This is a genomic window from Bradyrhizobium sp. CCBAU 051011 (genome assembly GCF_009930815.1).
Lineage (GTDB): Bacteria > Pseudomonadota > Alphaproteobacteria > Rhizobiales > Xanthobacteraceae > Bradyrhizobium.
Genome location: NZ_CP022222.1, coordinates 4800572 through 4820360, shown reverse-complemented (window position 1 = coordinate 4820360; position 19789 = coordinate 4800572). Strand labels below are relative to the sequence as shown.

The 19789-nt window shown below is 63.3% G+C and carries 20 protein-coding genes; 11 read left to right on the top strand and 9 right to left on the bottom strand.

The annotated features are described in order from the left end of the window. Nucleotides 1-59: 59 nt before the first annotated feature. From ACH79_RS22545 to hpaR, 3 genes are all read right to left on the bottom strand, one after another. Nucleotides 60-839, bottom strand: coding sequence for an HpcH/HpaI aldolase/citrate lyase family protein (locus ACH79_RS22545; RefSeq protein ID WP_161852965.1), 780 nt, complete (start codon nt 837-839; stop codon nt 60-62). A 51-nt stretch (nt 840-890) separates the two neighbouring features. After that, nucleotides 891-1976: a malate/lactate/ureidoglycolate dehydrogenase gene (locus ACH79_RS22540; protein WP_161852964.1), complete on the bottom strand. Its 1086-nt coding sequence runs from the start codon at nt 1974-1976 to the stop codon at nt 891-893. A 213-nt stretch (nt 1977-2189) separates the two neighbouring features. Continuing rightward, the gene (gene hpaR / locus ACH79_RS22535; RefSeq protein ID WP_161852963.1) at nt 2190-2726 is read right to left on the bottom strand and encodes a homoprotocatechuate degradation operon regulator HpaR; all 537 of its coding nucleotides are present in this window, start codon (nt 2724-2726) and stop codon (nt 2190-2192) included. A gap of 146 nt (nt 2727-2872) precedes the next feature. Between hpaR and hpaH the strand changes: the two genes are divergently transcribed. The 6 genes from hpaH (at nt 2873) to ACH79_RS22505 (ending at nt 9262) form a co-directional block, all read left to right on the top strand. After that, nucleotides 2873-3679, top strand: coding sequence for a 2-oxo-hept-4-ene-1,7-dioate hydratase (hpaH, locus tag ACH79_RS22530; protein ID WP_161852962.1), 807 nt, complete (start codon nt 2873-2875; stop codon nt 3677-3679). A gap of 29 nt (nt 3680-3708) precedes the next feature. Beyond that, the gene (locus tag ACH79_RS22525) at nt 3709-4107 is read left to right on the top strand and encodes a 5-carboxymethyl-2-hydroxymuconate Delta-isomerase (protein WP_161852961.1); all 399 of its coding nucleotides are present in this window, start codon (nt 3709-3711) and stop codon (nt 4105-4107) included. Next, a complete protein-coding gene (gene hpaE / locus ACH79_RS22520; protein WP_161852960.1) occupies nt 4100-5635 on the top strand; it encodes a 5-carboxymethyl-2-hydroxymuconate semialdehyde dehydrogenase in 1536 nt (511 codons plus the stop codon). Before ACH79_RS22525 ends, hpaE begins: the two co-directional genes overlap by 8 nt. Nucleotides 5636-5746: 111 nt before the next feature. After that, nucleotides 5747-6730, top strand: coding sequence for a 3,4-dihydroxyphenylacetate 2,3-dioxygenase (hpaD, locus tag ACH79_RS22515; RefSeq protein ID WP_161852959.1), 984 nt, complete (start codon nt 5747-5749; stop codon nt 6728-6730). Nucleotides 6731-6735: 5 nt separating this feature from the next. Continuing rightward, complete coding sequence (locus ACH79_RS22510; protein WP_161852958.1) at nt 6736-7605, top strand: fumarylacetoacetate hydrolase family protein; 870 nt, start codon at nt 6736-6738, stop codon at nt 7603-7605. Nucleotides 7606-7633: 28 nt separating this feature from the next. Beyond that, nucleotides 7634-9262, top strand: coding sequence for a thiamine pyrophosphate-dependent enzyme (locus tag ACH79_RS22505; RefSeq protein WP_161852957.1), 1629 nt, complete (start codon nt 7634-7636; stop codon nt 9260-9262). Nucleotides 9263-9368: 106 nt separating this feature from the next. Here ACH79_RS22505 and alkB read toward each other — a convergent pair whose 3' ends face one another. Together alkB and ACH79_RS22495 are read right to left on the bottom strand one after the other, a co-directional pair. Continuing rightward, nucleotides 9369-10022, bottom strand: a complete 654-nt coding sequence (gene alkB / locus ACH79_RS22500) for a DNA oxidative demethylase AlkB (RefSeq protein ID WP_161852956.1) — start codon at nt 10020-10022, stop codon at nt 9369-9371. 12 nt (nt 10023-10034) lie between these two features. Beyond that, nucleotides 10035-10775, bottom strand: coding sequence for a 2OG-Fe(II) oxygenase (locus tag ACH79_RS22495; protein ID WP_161852955.1), 741 nt, complete (start codon nt 10773-10775; stop codon nt 10035-10037). A gap of 171 nt (nt 10776-10946) precedes the next feature. Between ACH79_RS22495 and ACH79_RS22490 the strand changes: the two genes are divergently transcribed. After that, complete coding sequence (locus ACH79_RS22490) at nt 10947-11726, top strand: transglycosylase domain-containing protein (protein WP_246738067.1); 780 nt, start codon at nt 10947-10949, stop codon at nt 11724-11726. Nucleotide 11727: 1 nt separating this feature from the next. Here the strand turns inward: ACH79_RS22490 and ACH79_RS22485 are convergent, their stop codons facing one another. The 4 genes from ACH79_RS22485 to ACH79_RS22470 are packed head-to-tail and all read right to left on the bottom strand — an operon-like array spanning nt 11728 to nt 15446. Continuing rightward, complete coding sequence (locus ACH79_RS22485) at nt 11728-12414, bottom strand: DUF2848 domain-containing protein (RefSeq protein WP_161852954.1); 687 nt, start codon at nt 12412-12414, stop codon at nt 11728-11730. Next, entirely contained in the window at nt 12407-13759 is a 1353-nt protein-coding gene (locus ACH79_RS22480; protein ID WP_161852953.1) for an amidase, read from the bottom strand. Before ACH79_RS22480 ends, ACH79_RS22485 begins: the two co-directional genes overlap by 8 nt. Before the next feature lie 21 nt (nt 13760-13780). After that, on the bottom strand, nt 13781-14104 hold the full coding sequence (locus ACH79_RS22475; protein WP_161852952.1) for a hypothetical protein: 324 nt from the start codon (nt 14102-14104) through the stop codon (nt 13781-13783). A 1-nt stretch (nt 14105) separates the two neighbouring features. Then, on the bottom strand, nt 14106-15446 hold the full coding sequence (locus tag ACH79_RS22470; RefSeq protein ID WP_161852951.1) for an acyclic terpene utilization AtuA family protein: 1341 nt from the start codon (nt 15444-15446) through the stop codon (nt 14106-14108). A gap of 204 nt (nt 15447-15650) precedes the next feature. Between ACH79_RS22470 and ACH79_RS22465 the strand changes: the two genes are divergently transcribed. From ACH79_RS22465 to ACH79_RS22450, 4 genes are all read left to right on the top strand, one after another. Then, the gene (locus ACH79_RS22465) at nt 15651-16064 is read left to right on the top strand and encodes a Zn-ribbon domain-containing OB-fold protein (RefSeq protein WP_161852950.1); all 414 of its coding nucleotides are present in this window, start codon (nt 15651-15653) and stop codon (nt 16062-16064) included. Nucleotides 16065-16069: 5 nt separating this feature from the next. Further along, on the top strand, nt 16070-17209 hold the full coding sequence (locus ACH79_RS22460; RefSeq protein ID WP_161852949.1) for a thiolase: 1140 nt from the start codon (nt 16070-16072) through the stop codon (nt 17207-17209). A 108-nt stretch (nt 17210-17317) separates the two neighbouring features. Then, a complete protein-coding gene (locus ACH79_RS22455) occupies nt 17318-18232 on the top strand; it encodes an SDR family oxidoreductase (RefSeq protein WP_161852948.1) in 915 nt (304 codons plus the stop codon). Nucleotides 18233-18829: 597 nt separating this feature from the next. Further along, nucleotides 18830-19765 (top strand): SMP-30/gluconolactonase/LRE family protein, encoded by a 936-nt coding sequence (locus ACH79_RS22450; RefSeq protein WP_161856496.1) that lies wholly within the window; start codon nt 18830-18832, stop codon nt 19763-19765. Nucleotides 19766-19789: the final 24 nt, after the last annotated feature.

The following is a 19789-nucleotide window of genomic DNA, read 5'->3' as shown; positions in this document are numbered from 1 at the left end:
AACCTTGTTTCGCTGCTCTCCACCCCTATTCGCCATTCGCTACTCGCTATCCGCGTACCTCAAGCCTTCCCGCCCGAGTCCTTGCGGGTCTGGTTCACCTGCATCCTGGCGTAGGTCGACATCAGGCCGACCTCGTTCGACAACGTCACCAGCTTGAAGCCCATGTTGATGGCGCGCACCGCACCCTCGGCGCCGGAGCAGTGGATGCCGGGATTGAGGCCGCGCTTGCCGCACTCCTTGATGATCTTCTCGTAGATCTTCAGGATCTCCGGCTCGTCGCGGTCGAGCTTCGGCACCAGGCCATAGGAGAAGCCGAGGTCCGACGGGCCGATATAGACGCCGTCGATGCCCTCGACATCGAGGATCGCTTCCATGTTCTCTACCGCCGTCTTGGTCTCCATCATTGGCAGCAGCACGATCTCGTCATTCGCAGTCTGCTGGTACGAACCAGCCGTACCGTACATGCCGGCGCGGATCGGGCCGTTGGAGCGCGTGCCCTTCGGCGGGTACTTGGCGTACTGGACCAGGTTCTTGGCTTCCTGCGGGGTGTTGATCATTGGGCAGATCACGCCATAGGCGCCGCCGTCGAGCACCTTGCCGACGATACCGGGCTCGTTCCAGGGCACGCGAACCATGGGCGTCGCCGGATGGCCGTTCATCGCCTGAAAGCATTGCACCATCGAGAGGTAATCCTGCACGCCGTGCTGCATGTCGACCGTAACACTGTCGAAGCCGCATTGCGCGATCACCTCGGCGGTGAAGCCGGACGGGGTCGCGAGCCACGCGTTCACCACGGCCTTGCCCGAGGCCCATACTTTCTTGACGTTGTTGGTTGCCATTGATCGCTTTCCCTTTGTGATCGCTACGATTGTTGGAGTTCGCGGTGTTGATTAGCTTGTGGCGCGCTGGATGCTCGTCTCGCTGACACCGACCTCCCGGGCGGTGTTGACGATCGCAGCCCAGGTATCGTCAGGCAGCGGCACGCCGTTTTTGGTGCGCTCGCCGCGCATCTTCCGTTCCGGGTCGCCCGGGACCAGCACGGACTCGACTCCGGCGATCGGCTTGGTCTCCCGGATGAAGTCGGTATAGCGCGAGATTTCGCCGTCGAAGAAGTTGGCGGTGTCCACCACCTTGGGATCGACATAGAAGGACAGCATGCCGTTGGCGAACTGCCGCCCGCCCGAGGTGGCGCCGGTGCCGGTCAGTGCACCGCCGAGTAGCTCGCAGATGAAGGCAAGGCCCGAGCCCTTGTGCTCGCCGAACGCGCGGATCGCGCCGGTACCCTTGGTGTGGTCGCGCGGCCCGTCCGGGGTGTAGGGCCCGTAAAGCACGGACGGCTCCTCGCTCAGCGTGCCGTCAGCGTCGACCAGTGCACCCGTGGGAAGCTTCTTGCCGCCACGGCTGGCGACCAGCACCTTGCCTTCGGCGACGATGGAGGTCGCGAAATCGAGCACGATCGGGTCCTGCCCCTTGCGCGGAATGCCAACACAATAGGGCGCGGTCGAGAGCCGTTTCTGAACGCCGCCGAACGGTGCGACCAGCAACGAGCCGGCGGCATTGACGAAATGCACCGACACCAGCCCTTCGGCGGCAGCCATCTCCGCCCAGTCGCCGACGCGGCCGATGTGGCCGGCATTGCGTAGCGCGATTGCCGACAGTCCCGCCTTCTTGCACTTTTCGATGCCCGTCCGCACCGCGAACGGCGTCACGGTCTGGCCATAGCCGAACTTGCCATCGACCACCGCAAGCGACGGCGTATCGACGACGACCTCCGGGGTCTGGTTGGGAATGACGTTACCGGTCTTCTTCCACCTGATGTAGACGGGAACCCGGATCACGCCGTGGCTGTCATGGCCGGTGAGATTGGCCGTCGTGAGATAGGTCGCGATGCGCCTTGCTTCCTCGGGCGAAGATTCCGAATGGGAAAAAACCTCTGCGACGAAATCGATCAGATTGTTGACTTTGATGGTGACCATGTCCGGATTTCAGCCCTGTCCTTGCACGGCGGAAGACTGCGTTTAAGCAGCCAGGCCCGCGACTCCCGCGCCGGTTTTCATGACCGGCTTGGCCGGCACTTTGAGCGAAAAACCGCGCGAATGTCTACTCGCCTCGATCGCATTTAGCCAAATGATTGCAATCATTTGCCCGGCCGCTATGCATCGGCTCGGTAGCATCATGCAAATTTGTGCTTACTCATCCGCCTCCGCATCGCCCTCACTTGCTACTTCCATCGCCGCAAGGCTGCGCTCCAGTTCGCCCAGCATGTCTTGCAGCTCAGTGAGCTTGCGCGCGCCATAGCGCTGGGTGATCTCGGCGTAGATGGCTTCCGAGGTCGGCGCCACGGCCTCGATCAGCTTCAAGCCCTTGGACGAGATCGATACCTCGCCGCGGCGCAGGTCCGTCTTGGCGGCACGGCGCTCGATCAGGTCGCGCGCTTCGAGATCGCGCAGGATGCGCGACAGGCTCGGCCCCAGCAGAAACGCGACGCGCGCCAGCTCCGTCACCTCGATGGTATCCACCGCCGTCAGTGCGCGCAGGATCCGCCATTGCTGCTCGGTCAGGCCATGGTTGCGCAAGGATGGGCGGAACTGGCGCATCACGGCTTCGCGCGCGCGTAAGAGCGACATCGGCAGCGAACGCGAGAATTCGCGCATCGGCCCGCGGCGCGCTTCCGGTGTCCCCTCCTGGTCCGAACGCGATCCGTTCGGCGATTTCTTGCCTGTCATCTCTGGTGATCCGCCATCGGGAATCCTCGACGTCGCGAAGGATAAAGTTTTGCGGCGCAACAAGCACCAAATCAGTTTGCGTCGGATAACTTAACATGTTAAACAAATTTCAGCACCCGCTTTTTTGCTGAAACAGCCGGACGCTCATGGCCCTCTCAACAGACGATATCCGCAGCGCCGCCGCGCGGCTCGATCAGGCCGAAAAGACGCGCAAGCAGATCCGCCAGCTTTCGCTCGAACATCCCGCCATAACGATCGAGGATGCCTACGCTATTCAGAAAGCCTGGGTCGAGATGAAGGTCGCGCAGGGACGTGTCGTGAAGGGCCACAAGATCGGCCTGACCTCGAAGGCGATGCAGAGCGCGCTCAATATCGACGAGCCGGATTCCGGCATCCTGCTCGACGACATGTTCTTTGCCGACGGCGGACTGGTGCCCTCGGACCGCTTCATCGGCACCCGCGTCGAGGCCGAGCTTGCCTTTGTCATGAAGTCGCGGCTGGCGGGGCCGGACTGCACCATGTTCGACGTGCTCAATGCCACCGATTTCGTGGTGCCCGCGCTCGAAATCCTCGACACAAGGGTCGAGCGGGTCGATCCGCAAACCAAGTCGACGCGGAAGATTTTTGACACCATCGCCGACAACGCCGCCAATGCCGGCATCGTGCTCGGCGGCCGCCCGATCCGGCCGATGGACGCGGATTTGCGCTGGATCGGCGCGCTGTGTTTCCGCAACGGCCAGCTCGAGGAAACCGGGCTTGCGGCCGGCGTGCTCAATCATCCCGCCACGTCGGTAGCCTGGCTCGCCAACAAGATCGCGCCGAACGGCCTCGCGCTGGAAGCCGGACAGGTGGTGCTGGCGGGATCGTTCATTCGTCCGATCGAGACCCGCAAGGGCGACACGATCCAGGCGGATTACGGCCCTTACGGCTCGGTGAGCTGCTACTTCGCCTGAAGCTTTAGGACGACAGGAGCCATCGCAACATGCCGCACTTCACGATTGAATATTCAGGCAATCTTGACGGACGCGTCGACATGGTCGGCGTCGTGGAGCTGGTTCGCAAGGCCGCGGTCGAGACCGGCATCTTCCCGCTCGGCGGTATCAGAGTCCGCGCCGTCAAATGCGAGCATTATGCGATTGCCGACGGCCGCCAGGATTACTGCTTCCTCGACATGGTGCTGCGCCTCGGTGAGGGCCGCGACCTCGCCACCCGCAAGAAGGCGGGCGAACATATTTTCAAGGCCTTGTCGGCCTATCTCGATCCGGTCTTTGCGAACGAAAAGTTCGCGCTGTCGTTCGACATGCAGATCAACGACAAGGAAACAAGCTGGAAACGCAACAACATCCACGAAGCTCTGAAGGTGGAGGCTAGCAATGGATAAGGTGACACCTAAGGACGGGTTTCAGGCCAATCGCGACCGCGCAGCCCCCCTGCTCACCAAGCTGAAGAGCGACGGCATCGGGCACATGATCGACGGCAAGACCGTGCCGTCGGCTTCGGGGCAGACTTTTGAGACGAAGTCGCCGGTCGACGGCGCGGTGCTGGCGTCTGTCGCCCGCGGCAACGCCGAGGACGTCGACCGCGCCGCCAGCGCCGCAATCTGTGCCTTCAAGTCCTGGCGCGAGATGCCGGCGGCGGCGCGGAAGAAGTTGCTGCATCGCGTGGCCGATGCAATCGAGGACAACGCCGACGATATCGCGGTGCTCGAATGCATCGACACAGGCCAGGCCCATCGCTTCATGGCCAAGGCCGCGATCCGGGCGGCGGAGAATTTCCGCTTCTTCGCCGACAAATGCGGCGAGGCCCGGGACGGACTCAACACGCCCTCCGAGGAGCACTGGAACATCTCGACCCGAGTCCCCATCGGCCCGGTCGGCGTCATCACGCCCTGGAACACGCCGTTCATGCTGTCGACCTGGAAGATCGCGCCCGCGCTCGCTGCCGGCTGCACGGTCGTGCACAAGCCGGCGGAATGGTCGCCGGTCACGGCGGACCTGCTGGCAAAGCTCGCAAAACAGGCGGGCCTTCCCGACGGCGTGCTCAACACCGTCCACGGCATCGGCGAAGAGGCCGGCAAGGCGCTGACCGAGCATCCCGCCATCAAGGCGATCGGCTTTGTCGGCGAGAGCGCTACGGGATCTGCGATCATGGCGCAGGGCGCTCCTACCCTCAAGCGCGTCCATTTCGAGCTCGGCGGCAAAAACCCGGTGATCGTGTTCGACGACGCCGATCTCGACCGCGCGCTGGATGCGGTCGTCTTCATGATCTACTCGCTGAATGGCGAGCGCTGCACCTCCTCCAGCCGGCTGCTGGTCCAGGCAGGCATCGCCGACAAATTCATCGAGAAGCTGACGGCGCGGGTAAAGGCGTTGAAGGTCGGGCACCCCCTCGATCCCGCCACCGAAATCGGGCCGCTGATCCATGAGCGGCATCTGGCAAAGGTCTGCAGCTATTTCGAGGTCGCCAAAAAGGACGGCGCCACCATTGCGGTCGGAGGCAAGCCGCACGACGGCCCGGGCGGCGGTCATTACGTGCAGCCGACGCTGGTCACCGGCGCACATTCAAAGATGCGGGTAGCGCAGGAGGAGGTGTTCGGCCCGTTCCTGACCGTGATCCCCTTCAAGGACGAGAAGGACGCCGTCGAGATCGCCAATGGCGTGCAATACGGCCTGACCGGCTATGTCTGGACCGGCGACATGGGCCGGGCGCTGCGGGTGGCCGATGCGCTGGAGGCGGGCATGATCTGGCTCAACTCCGAAAACGTCCGTCATCTGCCGACACCGTTCGGCGGCATGAAGGCCTCAGGGATAGGCCGCGACGGCGGCGACTATTCGTTCGACTTCTACATGGAAACCAAGCACGTCTCGCTCGCCCGCGGGACGCACAAGATTCAGAGACTGGGAACCTAGCACTCACCGTCGTTCCGGGGCGATGCGAAGCATCGAACCCGGAACCTCGAGATTCCGGGTCTGGTGCTTGCGCACCATCCCGGAATGACGAAACTAACCAAGGGAACACCCATGCCGGTGCCGACGCACATCTTCGATCCGCCGTTCAACATCATCCGTTGCAGCCACGCCGTGCTCGATGTCGTCGATCTCGGCAAGAGCCGCGCCTTCTATGAGAACACCGTCGGCCTGCATGTCGAGGACGCCGACGACAAGGCGGTGTACTTGCGCGGCAGCGAGGAACATCAGCATCATTCGCTGGTGTTGCGGAAAGCACCGGTAGCCGCCTGCAGCCGGCTCGGCTTCAAGGTCGGCAATGACGGCGATCTCGACAAGGCCGCCAGCTTCTTCTCCGAGAACGGCATCGCCTACGCCTTCGTCGATCAGCCGTTCCAGGGCCGCACCCTGCAATTCACCGATCCCGCCGGCTTCCAGCTCGAACTCTATGCGACGATGGAGAAGCGCCCGCATCTGCTCAGGCGCTACGACCTCTACAAGGGGTGTCACCCGCAGCGGCTCGATCACTTCAACGTCTTCGCGCCCGAGGTGCAGAACACTGTCGATTTCTATGCCCGGCTCGGCTTCCGCCTGACCGAATATGGCGAGGAGGACGGGCCGAACGGGCGGATCGCGGCGGCCTGGATGCATCGCAAAGGCAACGTCCATGACTTCGCCATCACCAATGGCCGTGGCCCTCGCCTGCACCACATGGCCTACTGGACGCCGACAGCCATGAACATCCTGCATCTCTGCGACGTCATGGCCTCCAGCGGCTATTTGAAGAACATCGAGCGCGGCCCGGGCCGCCACGGCATCTCGAATGCGTTCTTCCTCTATGTCCGCGACCCGGACGGCCATCGCCTCGAACTCTACACCAGCGACTATTTCACCGGCGACCATGACCACGAGCCGCTGCGCTGGTCGCTGAACGACCCACGCCGGCAGACGCTGTGGGGCGCGCCAGCGCCGCGCTCCTGGTTCGAGGAAGGCTCACCCTTCACCGGCCAAGCGGTGCGCGAACCGGCCTTCGTCGCCGACGTTACGATTGCGGATTAAAGAAGATGGCCCCTCCCCGCTTTGCCACCTACACCGTCAACGGCGCGCAGAAGTATGGCGCGGTGACCGATGCCGGTATCGTCGATCTCTCCGCGCGGTTCGGCAAAGAATATCCGACTCTGCGCGAGGTCATCGCGGCCGGCGCGCTGACGAAGCTCGCGGACGAAGGCGTGCGGTTTCAGCCGGACCATGCGCTTGATGCGATCACATGGCAGCCGCCGATCCCCGCGCCGGAAAAGATCATCTGCATCGGCGTCAACTACCCGGACCGCAATGCCGAATACAAGGACGGCCAGGACGCGCCGAAATATCCGAGCATGTTCATGCGGACGCCGCGCTCCTTCGTCGGCCACAACACGCCGCTGGTGCGCCCGCGCGCCTCGGCGCAACTCGATTACGAGGGCGAACTGGTGCTGGTCATCGGCAAAGCCGGACGCCACATCAATGAGAGCGACGCATTGGACCATATCGCCGCCGTCACGCTCTGCAACGAGGGCACCATCCGTGACTGGGTGCGGCACGCCAAGTTCAATGTCACCCAAGGCAAGAATTTCGACTCCACCGGCAGCCTCGGCCCGTGGCTCGTACCCTATGCCGGTGAAAGCCAGATCGCGGACATCCGTTTGACCACGAAGGTCAACGGCGAGACGCGGCAGGACGACCGCACTGGCCGGTTGATCTTCGGCTTCCGTTACCTCATCAACTATCTCTCGACCTTCACAACGCTGGTGCCGGGTGATGTCATCGTGACGGGAACGCCGACCGGCGCCGGCGCGCGGTTCGATCCGCCGCGCTATCTGAAGCCCGGTGACGTCATCGAGATCGAAGCCGAGGGGGTCGGCGTGCTGAAAAACGGCGTGATCGACGAAGCCTGACCAAACCTGCAAGCGAGTGGATAGTACAATGAGCTCAACTTCCGGCGGCGAAGCAATCGTCAATGGCCTCGTCGCGCACGGCGTCGATACCGTGTTCGGCCTGCCGGGCGCGCAGATCTATGGTCTGTTCGACGCCTTCCACCAGGCGCAGTTGAAGGTGATCGGGGCCCGGCACGAGCAGGCCTGTGGCTACATGGCCTTCGGCTATGCGCGCTCATCCGGAAAGCCCGGCGTGTTCAGCGTGGTGCCCGGGCCCGGCGTGCTCAATGCCAGCGCGGCGCTGCTCACCGCGTTCGGCTGCAACGAGCCGGTGCTGTGCCTGACCGGACAGGTGCCGACGGCGTTTCTCGGCAAGGGCCGCGGCCATCTGCACGAAATGCCCGACCAGCTAGCGACGCTGCGTACCTTCGTGAAATGGGCTGAGCGCATCGAATATCCCGACGCAGCGCCATCCGTGGTGTCGCGCGCGTTTCAGGAGATGATGTCGGGCCGTCGGGGTCCGGTATCGCTGGAAATGCCGTGGGACGTCTTCACCCAGCGCGCGCAGGTCGGCCGTTCGACGGTGCTCGATGCTGTGCGCCCACCGCAGCCCGACCCTGACCGTATCAAGGCGGCGGCGGCGCTGATCAAGGATGCGAAGCGGCCGATGATCTTCGTCGGCAGCGGCGCGATCCATGCCGCTGAGGAAATCCTCGAACTGGCCGAGATGATCGACGCCCCCGTGGTGGCATTCCGCAGCGGCCGCGGCATCGTCTCCAACGCGCATGAGCTCGGGCTGACCATGGCGGCGGCCTACAAGCTCTGGCCGAATACCGACCTGATCATCGGGATCGGCACCCGCATGGAGCTGCCGACCTCAGGTTTCCGCTGGCCGTATCAGCCGAAGGGCTTGAAATCCGTTCGCATCGATATCGATCCGGTCGAAATGCGCAGGGTTGCGTCTGACGCAGCCATCGTCGCGGATGCCAAGGCCGGCACGGCCGATGTGGTGGCGGCCGTGAAAAAGGCCGGCTACAGCCGGACCAGTGGCCGGCGCGGCGAGATCCGCGAAGCCACCGCGGCGGCACAGCAAGAAATTCAAAAAGTTCAGCCGCAGATGGCGTATCTGAACATCCTGCGCGAGGTGCTGCCGGCGAACGCCATCGTCACCGACGAGCTGTCGCAGGTCGGCTTTGCTTCCTGGTACGGCTTTCCGATCTATGAGCCGCGCACCTTCATCACTTCAGGCTATCAGGGCACGCTCGGCTCGGGCTTCCCGACCGCACTCGGCGCCAAGGTTGCCAACCCTGATCGGCCGGTGGTCGCGATAACAGGCGACGGCGGGTTCATGTTCGGCGTGCAGGAACTCTCCACCGCCGTGCAGTTCAAGATCGGCGTGGTGACGCTGGTGTTCAACAACAACGCCTACGGCAATGTGCGCCGCGACCAGCGCCAGCATTTTGACGGCCGCGTGGTGGCGTCCGACCTGGTCAATCCGGATTTCGTGAAGCTCGCGGAATCGTTCGGCGTCCCGGCAGCGCGCGTCATCTCGCCGGATCATTTCCGGCCTGCGCTGGAAAAAGCGCTGGCCTATGGCGGGCCATATTTGATTTCGGTGGAAGTGCAGACGGACTCCGAAGTGAGCCCCTGGGCGTTCATTCATCCGCCGAAGCCGTAGTTCGTCGGCCGTCATTCCGGGGCGCGAAGCGAACCCGGAATCTCGAGATTCCGGGTCTGGTGCTAACGCACCATCCCGGAATGACTGCGGAAGAGCCTCAGAACGGTCAGCGCGCCTTGCGAAACGTCAGATTGATCCGCTGGCGCCCCATGACGGGATGTTCACCATCGGCCAGCGACGCGACACCATGAAAGAACAGCCGCGACGGGCCACCCCAGACCACCACGTCGCCGTGCTCGAGGCGATAACGTGCAGTCTTGTCGGCACGCTTCGGGCCGCCGAACAGGAAGATTGCCGGTAGCCCGAGCGAGACCGAGACGATGGGGGCACCAAAATCGCGCTCGTCCCTGTCCTGATGCAGTGACAGCTTCGCGCCTGATACATAGCGGTTGATCAGGCAGGCCTCCGGCGCGAAGCCGTTAAAGCCGGCGTCATCAGCAGCGTCGGCCGCTAATCTGCGCAGCACAGGCGGCATCGCCGGCCACTTCTGTCCGGACTCGGGATCGATGGCGTCATAGCGATAACCGGTGCGGTCCGCCACCCAGCCCACACCGCCGCAATTGGTCATCGCGACCGACATGCGGTGGCCGCCCGGCGTGATCAGATGCCGGAACGGCGCCTGTTTGACGATCGCGCGCAGTGCCGGAAGCAGCTCGGCTTCGAACGGCCGCGCGAAGCCGCGCAGCAGCACCGCGCCATCCGCCATCACCTCGCGCGATGGGCGCGTGTCGTCAACACTCTCAAACAGATCCGCAGTCAACTCAGTCTGTGCTCATTTGGCATCGTGAAAGATCACGCCGACGGTATGACGATGGCCGGATCTGATACGGCTGACGCCATGGCGCAGATTAACCCGATACGGACCGCGCGTCCCCTGCACCGGGCGATGGTGCACAGCAAAGGCGACCGCATCGCCCTGCTTCAACGGCACCACCTCGGGCCGCGACTGCATCCGCGGCCGCCGTTCCGTCAGCACGAACTCGCCGCCCTCGAAATCGCGCCCCGGCTCGGACAGCAGGATCGCGACCTGCAGCGGGAACACATGCTCGCCATAGAGATCCTGATGCAGGCAATTGTAGTCGCCCTCGCCATATTGCAGCAGCAGCGGCGTCGGCCGCGTCTGCCCGGCGTCATGGCAGCGCTTCAGGAACGCGGCATGCTTGTCGGGATATCGGATATCGATCCCCATCGTCTCGTTCCAGCGATTGGCGACGCCGCAGAGCCGCGCATAGAGCAAAGGCCGCAACTCTGCGATCAGGTCCGGCAGCGGATAGGCGAAATATTTGTACTCGCCGCGACCGAAGCCATGGCGGCCCATCACGATGCGGCTGCGGAAATTCGCGTCGTCGGGATAGAGCGCCGCCAGCGCGTCGCATTCTTCCGGCGACAGCAATCCCTTCAGGACGGCGCAGCCCTGCGCGTCGAGGTCAGAGGTTACCTGCGCCCAGTCGATGGCATTGACGCGCGAGTCGATGGTGGGTGGACGGTCGATACTTCTTGCGGTTGCTCTCATGGCGAACAGTCTCGCAGTCCAGGTAGTTCTAAACCACCCGATTTCCGTACAGGAGAACCCATAACGGCAATCACGGGTTCCGATGACGCAATTCCGACGTTTTTCGCCAACAAATGTAACCAGTACGGGAATTCGGACGAACTGCCCGCGCTTCCCTATCCCTCGCGAGCGATGCCCAAGGCTCTTATCGTCATCGGCAAATTGGTTCTGGCGCTGCTCTCGGTAGCAGGCGTGGCACTCCTGATATTGGAAGGCTGGCTGATCTGGCACTTTGAGCACGGCATCGGCCTTCCGACGGAAGCCAAGCTGGCCAAGATCTCCGCAACTGAACCCATCTGCCCGGTTGACGGTCAACCAGCCTACATCCCGCTTTCTGACATTCCTCCCCTCGTTGCCCAGGCGGTGATCACTTCGGAGGACCCTGATTTCTACGAGCGTTTATCTATCAACCCGTTTACAGACCTTGTCTATGCGGCATTCCTCAATCGGCGCCCGGGCGCATCGCACATATTGCGATCTGTCACTCACTGTTTGGCGTCCTTGAGTCCGGATTGTTGCAAAGGTCCAAACCTTGAGCGGGTGTTCGGACATACCTTTCTCATGGCCCGTGTTGCGAAAGTCCTTTCTCGTGAACGCATTCTCGAGATCTACTTGAACGAGAACTACTTTGGCCGCGGCGCTTACGGCGTGGGCGCCGCAGCAAACGCCTATTTTGGCAAACCGCTTGGTCTCCTGAGCATCGACGAGGTCGCTTTCATTGCGGCACTACCCAAAGCGCCAGGGCAAATTGGCCGCAGGAAAGACATCGCGGTGGAACGGCGAAACCGCATCATCGAGCAAATGCTTCAGTCTGGCTTCGTCAATGAAGCCGATGCGGCGTTCGCCAAACAACGGCCCCTGTCATTCCGCGATGAGCCGGCCGATGGTCCGGCTCCGCAAAAGGGCTTGTGATCTAACCCAACACCGGCATCGTGATCACATCATACCCGTGGCTGATCTTGCGCTTCAGCACGGGATCTTCCAGCTCGAACTCGAACCGGCTCGCCGGGCGGATACCGCCTTTGGCCGCAAACGTGCCGCCGAACATGGCGCAGCCGTCGGGCAGGCCTTTGCCGGCAAAACCGCGGTCGATGAGATCTTTCACCGGCAGCATCGCATCCAGCGTGCCTTCCTGATAGAGCACGCGCGCGCCGCCGATCGTGGCGTAGGAGCGCAGGACCATCTTGTCCCAATGGGCGATCACGTCCTCCAGTTCCCACAGCACCGAGGCCATCGGCTTATCGCACATCTGTTTTGAAACGGTGACGCTGTAGCTCTCCACCTTGCGGTCGGTATGATCGGAGCCGCAGCCGACGAAGATGCGGCCCTGCCAGCCGATCAGCACGAATTCGACCTCGCCGCTGGAGTTTTCGCCTGAGACCTCGATGCGGTCGGCCTGGGTAATGCGCCGTGCCGAACAGCGGTAGTAGATCGGCGTCGTCGCGGGCCGCGCAATGCCGATCGCTTCGAGTTCGGCGATGTGCTTGTCGCGCGCCACCGGATCGCGCCCGGTCCAGCCGGCGATGACGGCCTGGTCGATCGCAAGCGTCAGCGGCGTCAGCATGCCCTTGTCGTCGACGTTGAAGGTCAGATCAAACACGGATGATATCCTCCATTCCGGCCGCGAGTTCGAAGATGCGGCGATCCGATCCCCCCGCCGCGGCCAGCATCAGCCCGACCGGCATCTCGCCTTCGGCATGCGCCGGCAGCGAGATTGCGCAGCCGTCGAGCATGTTGATCAGCGTGCAGTTGCGGAGCGCCCGCAGATTCTCCGTGGCGAACAGCTTGTCGTCCGCGACAAGGTCGGCGATTCTCGGCGGCGCGTTCGCCGTGGTCGGCAGCACCAGCGCGTCATAGGGCGCGATGCGCTGTTCGGTGCGCGCAATGAACGAACGACGCGCGTTGACGATGTCGATATAGTCCGCCGCGCTGATGGCTTCGCCGCGCAGGATGCGGACGCGGACGCGGGGATCGTAGACGCCGCCTTTGCTGGTGAGCAGGTAGCGGTGCCAGGCGTAGCTTTCGGCGGCGGCAAAACCGCCCTTGCTGTTCATGACGCCGACGTCGTGAAATTCTGGCAACTCGATCCGCTCGATCAAGGCACCCTGGCGCGACAGCGTCTCCAGCGCACGTTCGAAGGTTTTGGCGACCTCCTCGTCAAGATCATCGAGCGCGATCGTGGTCGGCACCGCCAGCCGCATGCCCTTGATCGGGCGCGGCCGCAACGGCTGCACGGCTTCATCCGCGAGCACGGCGTCGAGCACCGCGCAGCAGCCAACCGAGCGCGCCAGTGGGCCAAAGCTGTCGAGCGAGGACGACAGCGGTACGCCGCCTTCAAGCGGCACGCGCGCCTGCGTCGGCTTGTAACCGACAATGCCGTTATAGGCTGCCGGAATCCGGCAGGAGCCGCCAGTATCGGTGCCCAGCGCGCCATAGGCCATCCGGTCGGCGACCGAGACCGCAGCGCCCGAGGACGAACCGCCGGGCACGTGGCCGACGCTGCGATTGAAGACGCTCTTCGGCGTGCCGTAATGCGGATTGATGCCGATGCCGGAATAGGCGAATTCGGTCATGTTGGTGCGGCCGATCACGATGAAGCCCGCGCGCCGCAGCCGCGTCACCACAGGCGCGTCGGCTTCGGCAGGTGCGGAATCGTCCAGCGCGCGCGATCCCGCACGCGTCACCTGCCCCTTGATGTCGAACAGATCCTTGATCGAGACGGGAATGCCCGCATAGGGCGATGGTGCGGCATGCGCTTTGCGCAGATGATCCATCGCATCCGCGGCCGATATCGCCGCGTCCTTGTCGACATGGATAAAGGCGCGCGCACCCTCGCCGCCGGGATCGGCAATTCTTGCCAGACACTCCTCGACCAGTTTGCGCGCGGTGGTGCGCCCGGTGTCGAGATCGGCGGCCAAGGTGGCGAGTGTCGGATTACCAGGCATGATCGTCGGTCACTCTCTTTGTTATTTGCTATCCGGCGGCGCGGTTGAGATGTCGAGATCAAGCAGCGCCGAACTCAGCGATTTGCCATGCGCATCGAGAGCCAGCGAGCGCGTCACGCCGCCTCCAAGCGCCTGGTCCATCACGAAATTCAGTGCAGCGAGGTTGGGCAGTTCATAACGAACGACCTCGCCCTGGACAACGCCGGCGAAATGCGATTTCACGCGCGCGGCCGTAACCTGTTCCAGCAACAGTGGATAGTCCTTCGCGTCATAGGCAATGACGGAGATGTTGGAGATGTTGCCCTTGTCGCCGGTGCGGGAATGAGCGATCTCGCGCAGCTTCACCTTATGCTCCCACAAATCGGACTTGCGTCTTTGCCAAATCGCGCGGCAGCAGCACGGACGCGACCGCCACGACGTCACGCGCCGATTTCCACGCGCCGCCACCAGCGGCCGGGCCGTTGGTATAGAGCGTTTCGACCTCGTTGCCGATCCTGACCGCCTCGCGCAGGTTTTCGGTGCGCCCGGAAACGCGCACACGCACCTCGTACGGTTCGCCGGCGCGCGCGGAAACTTCCGGCCCATGCAGGGAATCGACGCCGATCAGTTCGAACCGCAGTTCGCTAGTGGCGACTTTGGTGAGCTTCAGCCGCTCGCGGACGATCTCGAGCGCCAGCCTTCCCCTCGCCAGTGCGCCGGGGCCGGCATAGGAGATCTGTCCCTCGCCGATGTAGCTGTCGACATAGCCGACCGAGACTTTCAGCGTGTCCGTGCGCTTCGCGCCGCGCCCGCCGCTGACACGAACACGATCGCGTCCGATTTCCTCAACCCTTACCTGCGAGAAATCTGCGACCACATCCGGCTGGAAGTATCTGGTGGGGTCATGCACCTCGTACAGCAACTGTTCCTTGCAGGTCTGCGCCGTCACGGCGCCGCCCGATCCCGCGACCTTGGTGACGACAAGGCTGCCATCCTCGCCGACCTCTCCGATCGGAAAGCCGAGCCGCGCAAGATCAGCCACATCCTTGTAGCCGGGATCGGCAAAATAGCCGCCGGTGATCTGTCCGGCGCACTCCAGCAAATGTCCGGCAACCGTCCCCTGCCCGAGCAGATTCCAGTCGTCCATCGCCCAGCCGAAGGCGTGGATCATCGGCGCCAGGAACAGCGCCGGATCGGAAGCCCTGCCGGTGATGACGATATCGGCGCCCGCAGCGAGCGCCTGCGCCATCGGCTCGGCGCCGAGATAGGCATTCGCCGACAACAGCCGGTTGCCGAGCTGCTTGATCGTGCCGTCGAATTCCATGATCTTGAGATCGCCAGCCTTGCAGGCGTCGAGCACGTCGTCGCCGACGATGGCGGCGACTTTCAGAGATGGCAGTCCCAGCGACCTGGCGATCTCGGCGGTCTTTCGCGCGGCGGCTTCCGGATTGGCCGCGCCCATGTTGGTCACGATCTTGATGCCCTTTGTGGTGCAGAGCGGCAGCACCGCGCGCATCCGCTCTTCAAGCAACGGATCATAGCCGCTGTCGGGATTCTTCATGCGCGCCTGCTGCGCCAGCGCCACCGTGCGCTCCCCGAGGCATTCGAACACGAGGTACTGGATATCGCCCTTCTCGGCGAGTTCGATCGCCGGCTCGATGCGATCGCCCGAATAGCCGGCACCGGATCCTATTCGTATCGTTCGCACGTCGTCTCCCTGTCGTCGCAAGCACCACGCGGCTTGCAACAGAAATACCCTAGCGCGGAAAATTACTGGCATACAAGCGCTGTGGCTTGGAGGAATGCGGCCATGCGGCAACGCCGCTGCTGGGACCGTTGACGGGGAACGGTCAATGGCGCATCAAGTTCGCAACGAGCGGCTTGGTCCGCATCCCCAAGGAGAATAGCCGAGATGGCGGAGCCTGCGCGCGCTAAACCAAAACCCACGCCTGAAACGCAACATTTCTGGGATGGAACGCAGGCCGGTGAGTTGCGCCTGCAGCGTTGCGATGCCTGCGCCAATGTCTATTTTCCGCCGCGTCCGTTCTGCCCGTCCTGCGCCTCGCGGAAAGTCAGCGTGTTCAAGGCGAGCGGCAAGGGCAAGCTCTATAGTTACGTCATCAACCACCGTCCGGCCGCGCCCGGCTTCACGCCGCCTTACGCCATCGCCGTCGTCGAACTCGACGAAGGCCCGCGCATGATGAGCAACGTCATCGACTGCCCGCAGACGCCGGAGGCGCTGGAGCTCGACATGAAGCTCGAAGTCGTGTTCGAAAAACTCGACGACAAGATCACCCTTCCCCTGTTCCGTCCGGCGAAGGGCTAAGCATCATGCGTAGAAACCAGGTCGCCGTCGTCGGCGCAGCCGAAACCACCGAACTCGGCGTCATCCCCAACGTGTCGCAGATCCAGCTCCATGCGGATGCGGCGCTGAATGCCATTGCGGATGCCGGGCTGAAACTGTCCGACATCGACGGCATCGCTACCGCCGTGGAAACCCCGCAGCAGATCGCGCACTATCTCGGCATCACGCCGACCTGGGTCGATGGTACCTCGGTCGGGGGCTGCTCGTTCATGCTGCATGTCCGCCATGCGGCGGCTGCGATCGAGGCCGGGCTCTGCAAGACCGTGCTGATCACGCACGCCGAGAGCGGCAAATCGATGATCGGCAAATTGCCGCGCTCGATCCCGGCCGACAGCCTGCAGGGCCAGTTCGAGGCGCCGTTCGGCGTCTACGGGCCACCCAGCATGTTCCCGATTCCCGTGCTGCGCTACATGAAGACCTACGGCATCACCCACGAGCAGATCGCCATGGTCGCCGTGGCACAGCGCGAATGGGCCGCGAAGAATCCGCGCGCGATGATGAAGGACCCGATCACGGTCGCCGACGTGCTGAACTCGCGGATGATTGCCTACCCGTTCCGCCTGCTGCAGTGCTGCCTCGTCACCGACGGCGGCGGCGCGCTGATCCTCACCTCCGCCGATCGCGCGAAGGACTTTCCGAAAAAACCGGTCTATATCCTAGGCACCGGCGAGAGTGTGGAAACGCCGATGGTCAGCCAGATGGAGACGTTCAATTCCTCGCGCGCCTTTAAAGTGGCGGGCCCCACCGCGTTCAAGGAGGCCGGCATCACCCACAAGGACGTCGATCATTTGATGATCTACGACGCCTTTGCGCATCTGCCGCTTTACGGCCTCGGCGATCTCGGCTTTATGCCGCACGAAGAGACCGGCCAATTCATCGCCGACGGCAACACCCGCCCCGGCGGCAAGCTGCCGCTCAACACCAATGGCGGCGGCTTGAGCTATATGCACTCCGGCATGTACGGCATGTACGCGCTGCAGGAAAGCGTGCGGCAAATGCGCGGCATCGCGCCTGCGCAGGTCAAGGACGCGAAGATTTCGGTTTGCCACGGTGTGGGCGGCATGTTCGCGGCGAGTGGCACGATCATCTTTACGAACGAGACGTAACCCTCCGTCATTCCGGGGCGCGCGTCAGCGCGAACCCGGAATCTCGAGATTCCGGGTCTGGTGCTTCGCACCATCCCGGAATGACGGGGCACAACAGGAGCAACCCCAATGGCAAAATCACTGCAAGACAAGGTTATCATCGTCACCGGCGCGGGCCGCGGCATCGGGCGCGAGATCGCGCTGCTCTGCGCCGCCGAAGGCGCCAAGGTCGTCGTCAACGATCCCGGCGGCGCCGCCGACGGCGCCGGTTCGAATGCTGCTCCCGCCGAGGAAGTGGTCGAGGAGATCAAGAAGCGCGGCGGCACGGCGGTCGCCAATTTCGAGTCGGTCGCGGAAGCGATCCCTGCCAGCAAGATCGTGAAGACCGCGACCGATCATTTCGGCCGGCTCGACGGCGTCGTCAACAATGCCGGCATCTTGCGCGACATGATCTTCCACAAGATGAGCGTGGAGGCCTTCGAGGCCGTCATCAAGGTCCACCTGATGGGCTCGTTCTACGTCAGCCACGCCGCGGCAAGGCTGTATCGCGAACAGGAGTCTGGCTCCTTCGTGCACTTCACCTCGACCTCGGGCCTGATCGGCAATTTCGGCCAGGCCAACTACGCCGCCGCCAAGCTCGGCATCGTCGGCCTGTCGAAGTCGATCGCGCTCGACATGGGCCGCTTCAACGTGCGCTCGAACTGCGTCTCGCCGTTTGCCTGGACCCGGATGATCGGCACCATCCCGACCGAGACCGAAGCCGAGAAGGCGCGCGTCGAGAAAATCAAGCAGATGGGGCCAGAGAAGATCGCGCCGCTGTGCGCCCATCTCCTCTCCGATGCCGCCAAGGACGTCACGGGGCAGATCTTCGGCGTGCGGATGAACGAGATCTTCCTGTTCAGCCAGAATCGTCCGGTGCGCTCGGTTCACCGCGGCGAAGGCTGGACGCCGCAGACCATTGCCGAACACGGCATGCCGGCACTGAAGGGATCGTTCTCCAACCTCGATCGCTCCGCGGACATCTTTACGTGGGATCCGATCTGATCCGCGTCCTGCGCAACTCACAGCCGTCATTGCGAGGAGCGAAGCGGACGAAGCAATCCATAGTTCCGCACACGCTGAGGGATGGATTGCTTCGCGGAGCCTGTCATCGGGCGCGCATTCGCGCGACCCGTTGGCTCGCAATGACGGGCCCACCACTCTGTACCTGCCAGACCTCATCCTGAGGAGGCGCGTAGCGCCGTCTCAAAGGATGAATGGCACCAGCGGGGCCACATGGTTCGAGACGGCGCTACGCGCCTCCTCACCATGAGGGATTAATAGTTGCAATCGTTCAACTCAGCCCGCCCGCTTTATGCCGGATTGCGGGCTGATGTTTTTCCTCCCAACAAAAATACACGGGAGGAAATCATGACAACCTCGCTGACCAATTCCGATCCCCAGCAACAAGGCGGCGGTTTTGACCGTCGCAAGATACTGACCGGCGCAGCAGCGCTCGCCGCGTCCGCCGTGACGATCAAGACGGCCTCTGCCGCCTCCGTGGCGCCGCTTGGCCAGACCGCCGCGCCAACAACGGCATCGCCGCCCCTGCCGCTCGGCCCGCTTCCCGGCGCCCGCTATCCGGACTCTCGCCTGGAGTCGATGAAGAAGCCGAAGGTCTCGTTCGGGCCATCAGGCTTTCCGGCCTTCGCCGGCACCATGGCGGTTGAGCGCGTCGCGACCGGGTTCCGCTGGGCCGAAGGTCCGGTCTACTTTCCGGCTGGGCGCTACGTGCTGTTCTCCGACATTCCCAACAACCGCATCATGCGCTTCTCGGAAGATGATGGCCATCTCAGCGTCTATCGCCAGCCCTCGATGAACTCGAACGGCAACACCATCGATCGCGAGGGACGGCTGATCACCTGCGAGCATTCCGGCCGACGGGTCACGCGGACCGAACTCGACGGCTCGATCACGATCATCGCCGACAAGTACAATGGCAAGAAACTGAACTCGCCGAACGACGCGGTCGTCGCGGCCGACGGCTCGATCTGGTTCTGCGACCCAGCCTACGGAATCGGCGGCTATTACGAGGGCATCAAGGCCGAGCCCGAGCAGGACAAGAAAAACGTCTACCGGGTGGATCCGAAATCCGGCGACATCAAGATGGTGGTCGATGACTTCGTGCAGCCGAACGGCCTTTGCTTCTCGCCTGACGAGAAGAAGCTCTATATCTGCGATACCGGCTTCACCGACGGGCCGGATAACCCGTCGCATATCCGCGTGTTCGACGTGGATCTCGCGGCCGGCAAGCTTTCGAACAGCAAGGTCTTTGCGGACATGCCCAAGCCCAGTATTACCGACGGACTGCGCTGCGACACCGCCGGGCGCCTTTGGTGCTCCGTGGGTTGGGGCGATCCGAATGAGGACGGCGTGCGCTGCTACACGGCGGACGGCGACCTGCTCGGCAAGATCCACATACCGGAAACTGTCGCCAACCTATGCTTCGGCGGCCAGCAGCGGAACAGGCTCTACATCTGCGGCTCGTCATCGCTCTATGCGGTCTACACCAGTGCGCAGGGTGCGATGAAGCCGTGAGATGTTCTCACGCGCAAAATCAGT

Coding starts and splice junctions, on each gene's coding strand:
- ACH79_RS22545 (WP_161852965.1), bottom strand. CDS start 839: ATGGCAACCAACAACGTCAAGAAAGTATGGGCCTCGGGCAAGGCCGTG.
- ACH79_RS22540 (WP_161852964.1), bottom strand. CDS start 1,976: ATGGTCACCATCAAAGTCAACAATCTGATCGATTTCGTCGCAGAGGTT.
- hpaR (WP_161852963.1), bottom strand. CDS start 2,726: ATGACAGGCAAGAAATCGCCGAACGGATCGCGTTCGGACCAGGAGGGG.
- hpaH (WP_161852962.1), top strand. CDS start 2,873: ATGGCCCTCTCAACAGACGATATCCGCAGCGCCGCCGCGCGGCTCGAT.
- ACH79_RS22525 (WP_161852961.1), top strand. CDS start 3,709: ATGCCGCACTTCACGATTGAATATTCAGGCAATCTTGACGGACGCGTC.
- hpaE (WP_161852960.1), top strand. CDS start 4,100: ATGGATAAGGTGACACCTAAGGACGGGTTTCAGGCCAATCGCGACCGC.
- hpaD (WP_161852959.1), top strand. CDS start 5,747: ATGCCGGTGCCGACGCACATCTTCGATCCGCCGTTCAACATCATCCGT.
- ACH79_RS22510 (WP_161852958.1), top strand. CDS start 6,736: ATGGCCCCTCCCCGCTTTGCCACCTACACCGTCAACGGCGCGCAGAAG.
- ACH79_RS22505 (WP_161852957.1), top strand. CDS start 7,634: ATGAGCTCAACTTCCGGCGGCGAAGCAATCGTCAATGGCCTCGTCGCG.
- ACH79_RS22495 (WP_161852955.1), bottom strand. CDS start 10,775: ATGAGAGCAACCGCAAGAAGTATCGACCGTCCACCCACCATCGACTCG.
- ACH79_RS22490 (WP_246738067.1), top strand. CDS start 10,947: ATGCCCAAGGCTCTTATCGTCATCGGCAAATTGGTTCTGGCGCTGCTC.
- ACH79_RS22480 (WP_161852953.1), bottom strand. CDS start 13,759: ATGCCTGGTAATCCGACACTCGCCACCTTGGCCGCCGATCTCGACACC.
- ACH79_RS22465 (WP_161852950.1), top strand. CDS start 15,651: ATGGCGGAGCCTGCGCGCGCTAAACCAAAACCCACGCCTGAAACGCAA.
- ACH79_RS22460 (WP_161852949.1), top strand. CDS start 16,070: ATGCGTAGAAACCAGGTCGCCGTCGTCGGCGCAGCCGAAACCACCGAA.
- ACH79_RS22455 (WP_161852948.1), top strand. CDS start 17,318: ATGGCAAAATCACTGCAAGACAAGGTTATCATCGTCACCGGCGCGGGC.
- ACH79_RS22450 (WP_161856496.1), top strand. CDS start 18,830: ATGAAGAAGCCGAAGGTCTCGTTCGGGCCATCAGGCTTTCCGGCCTTC.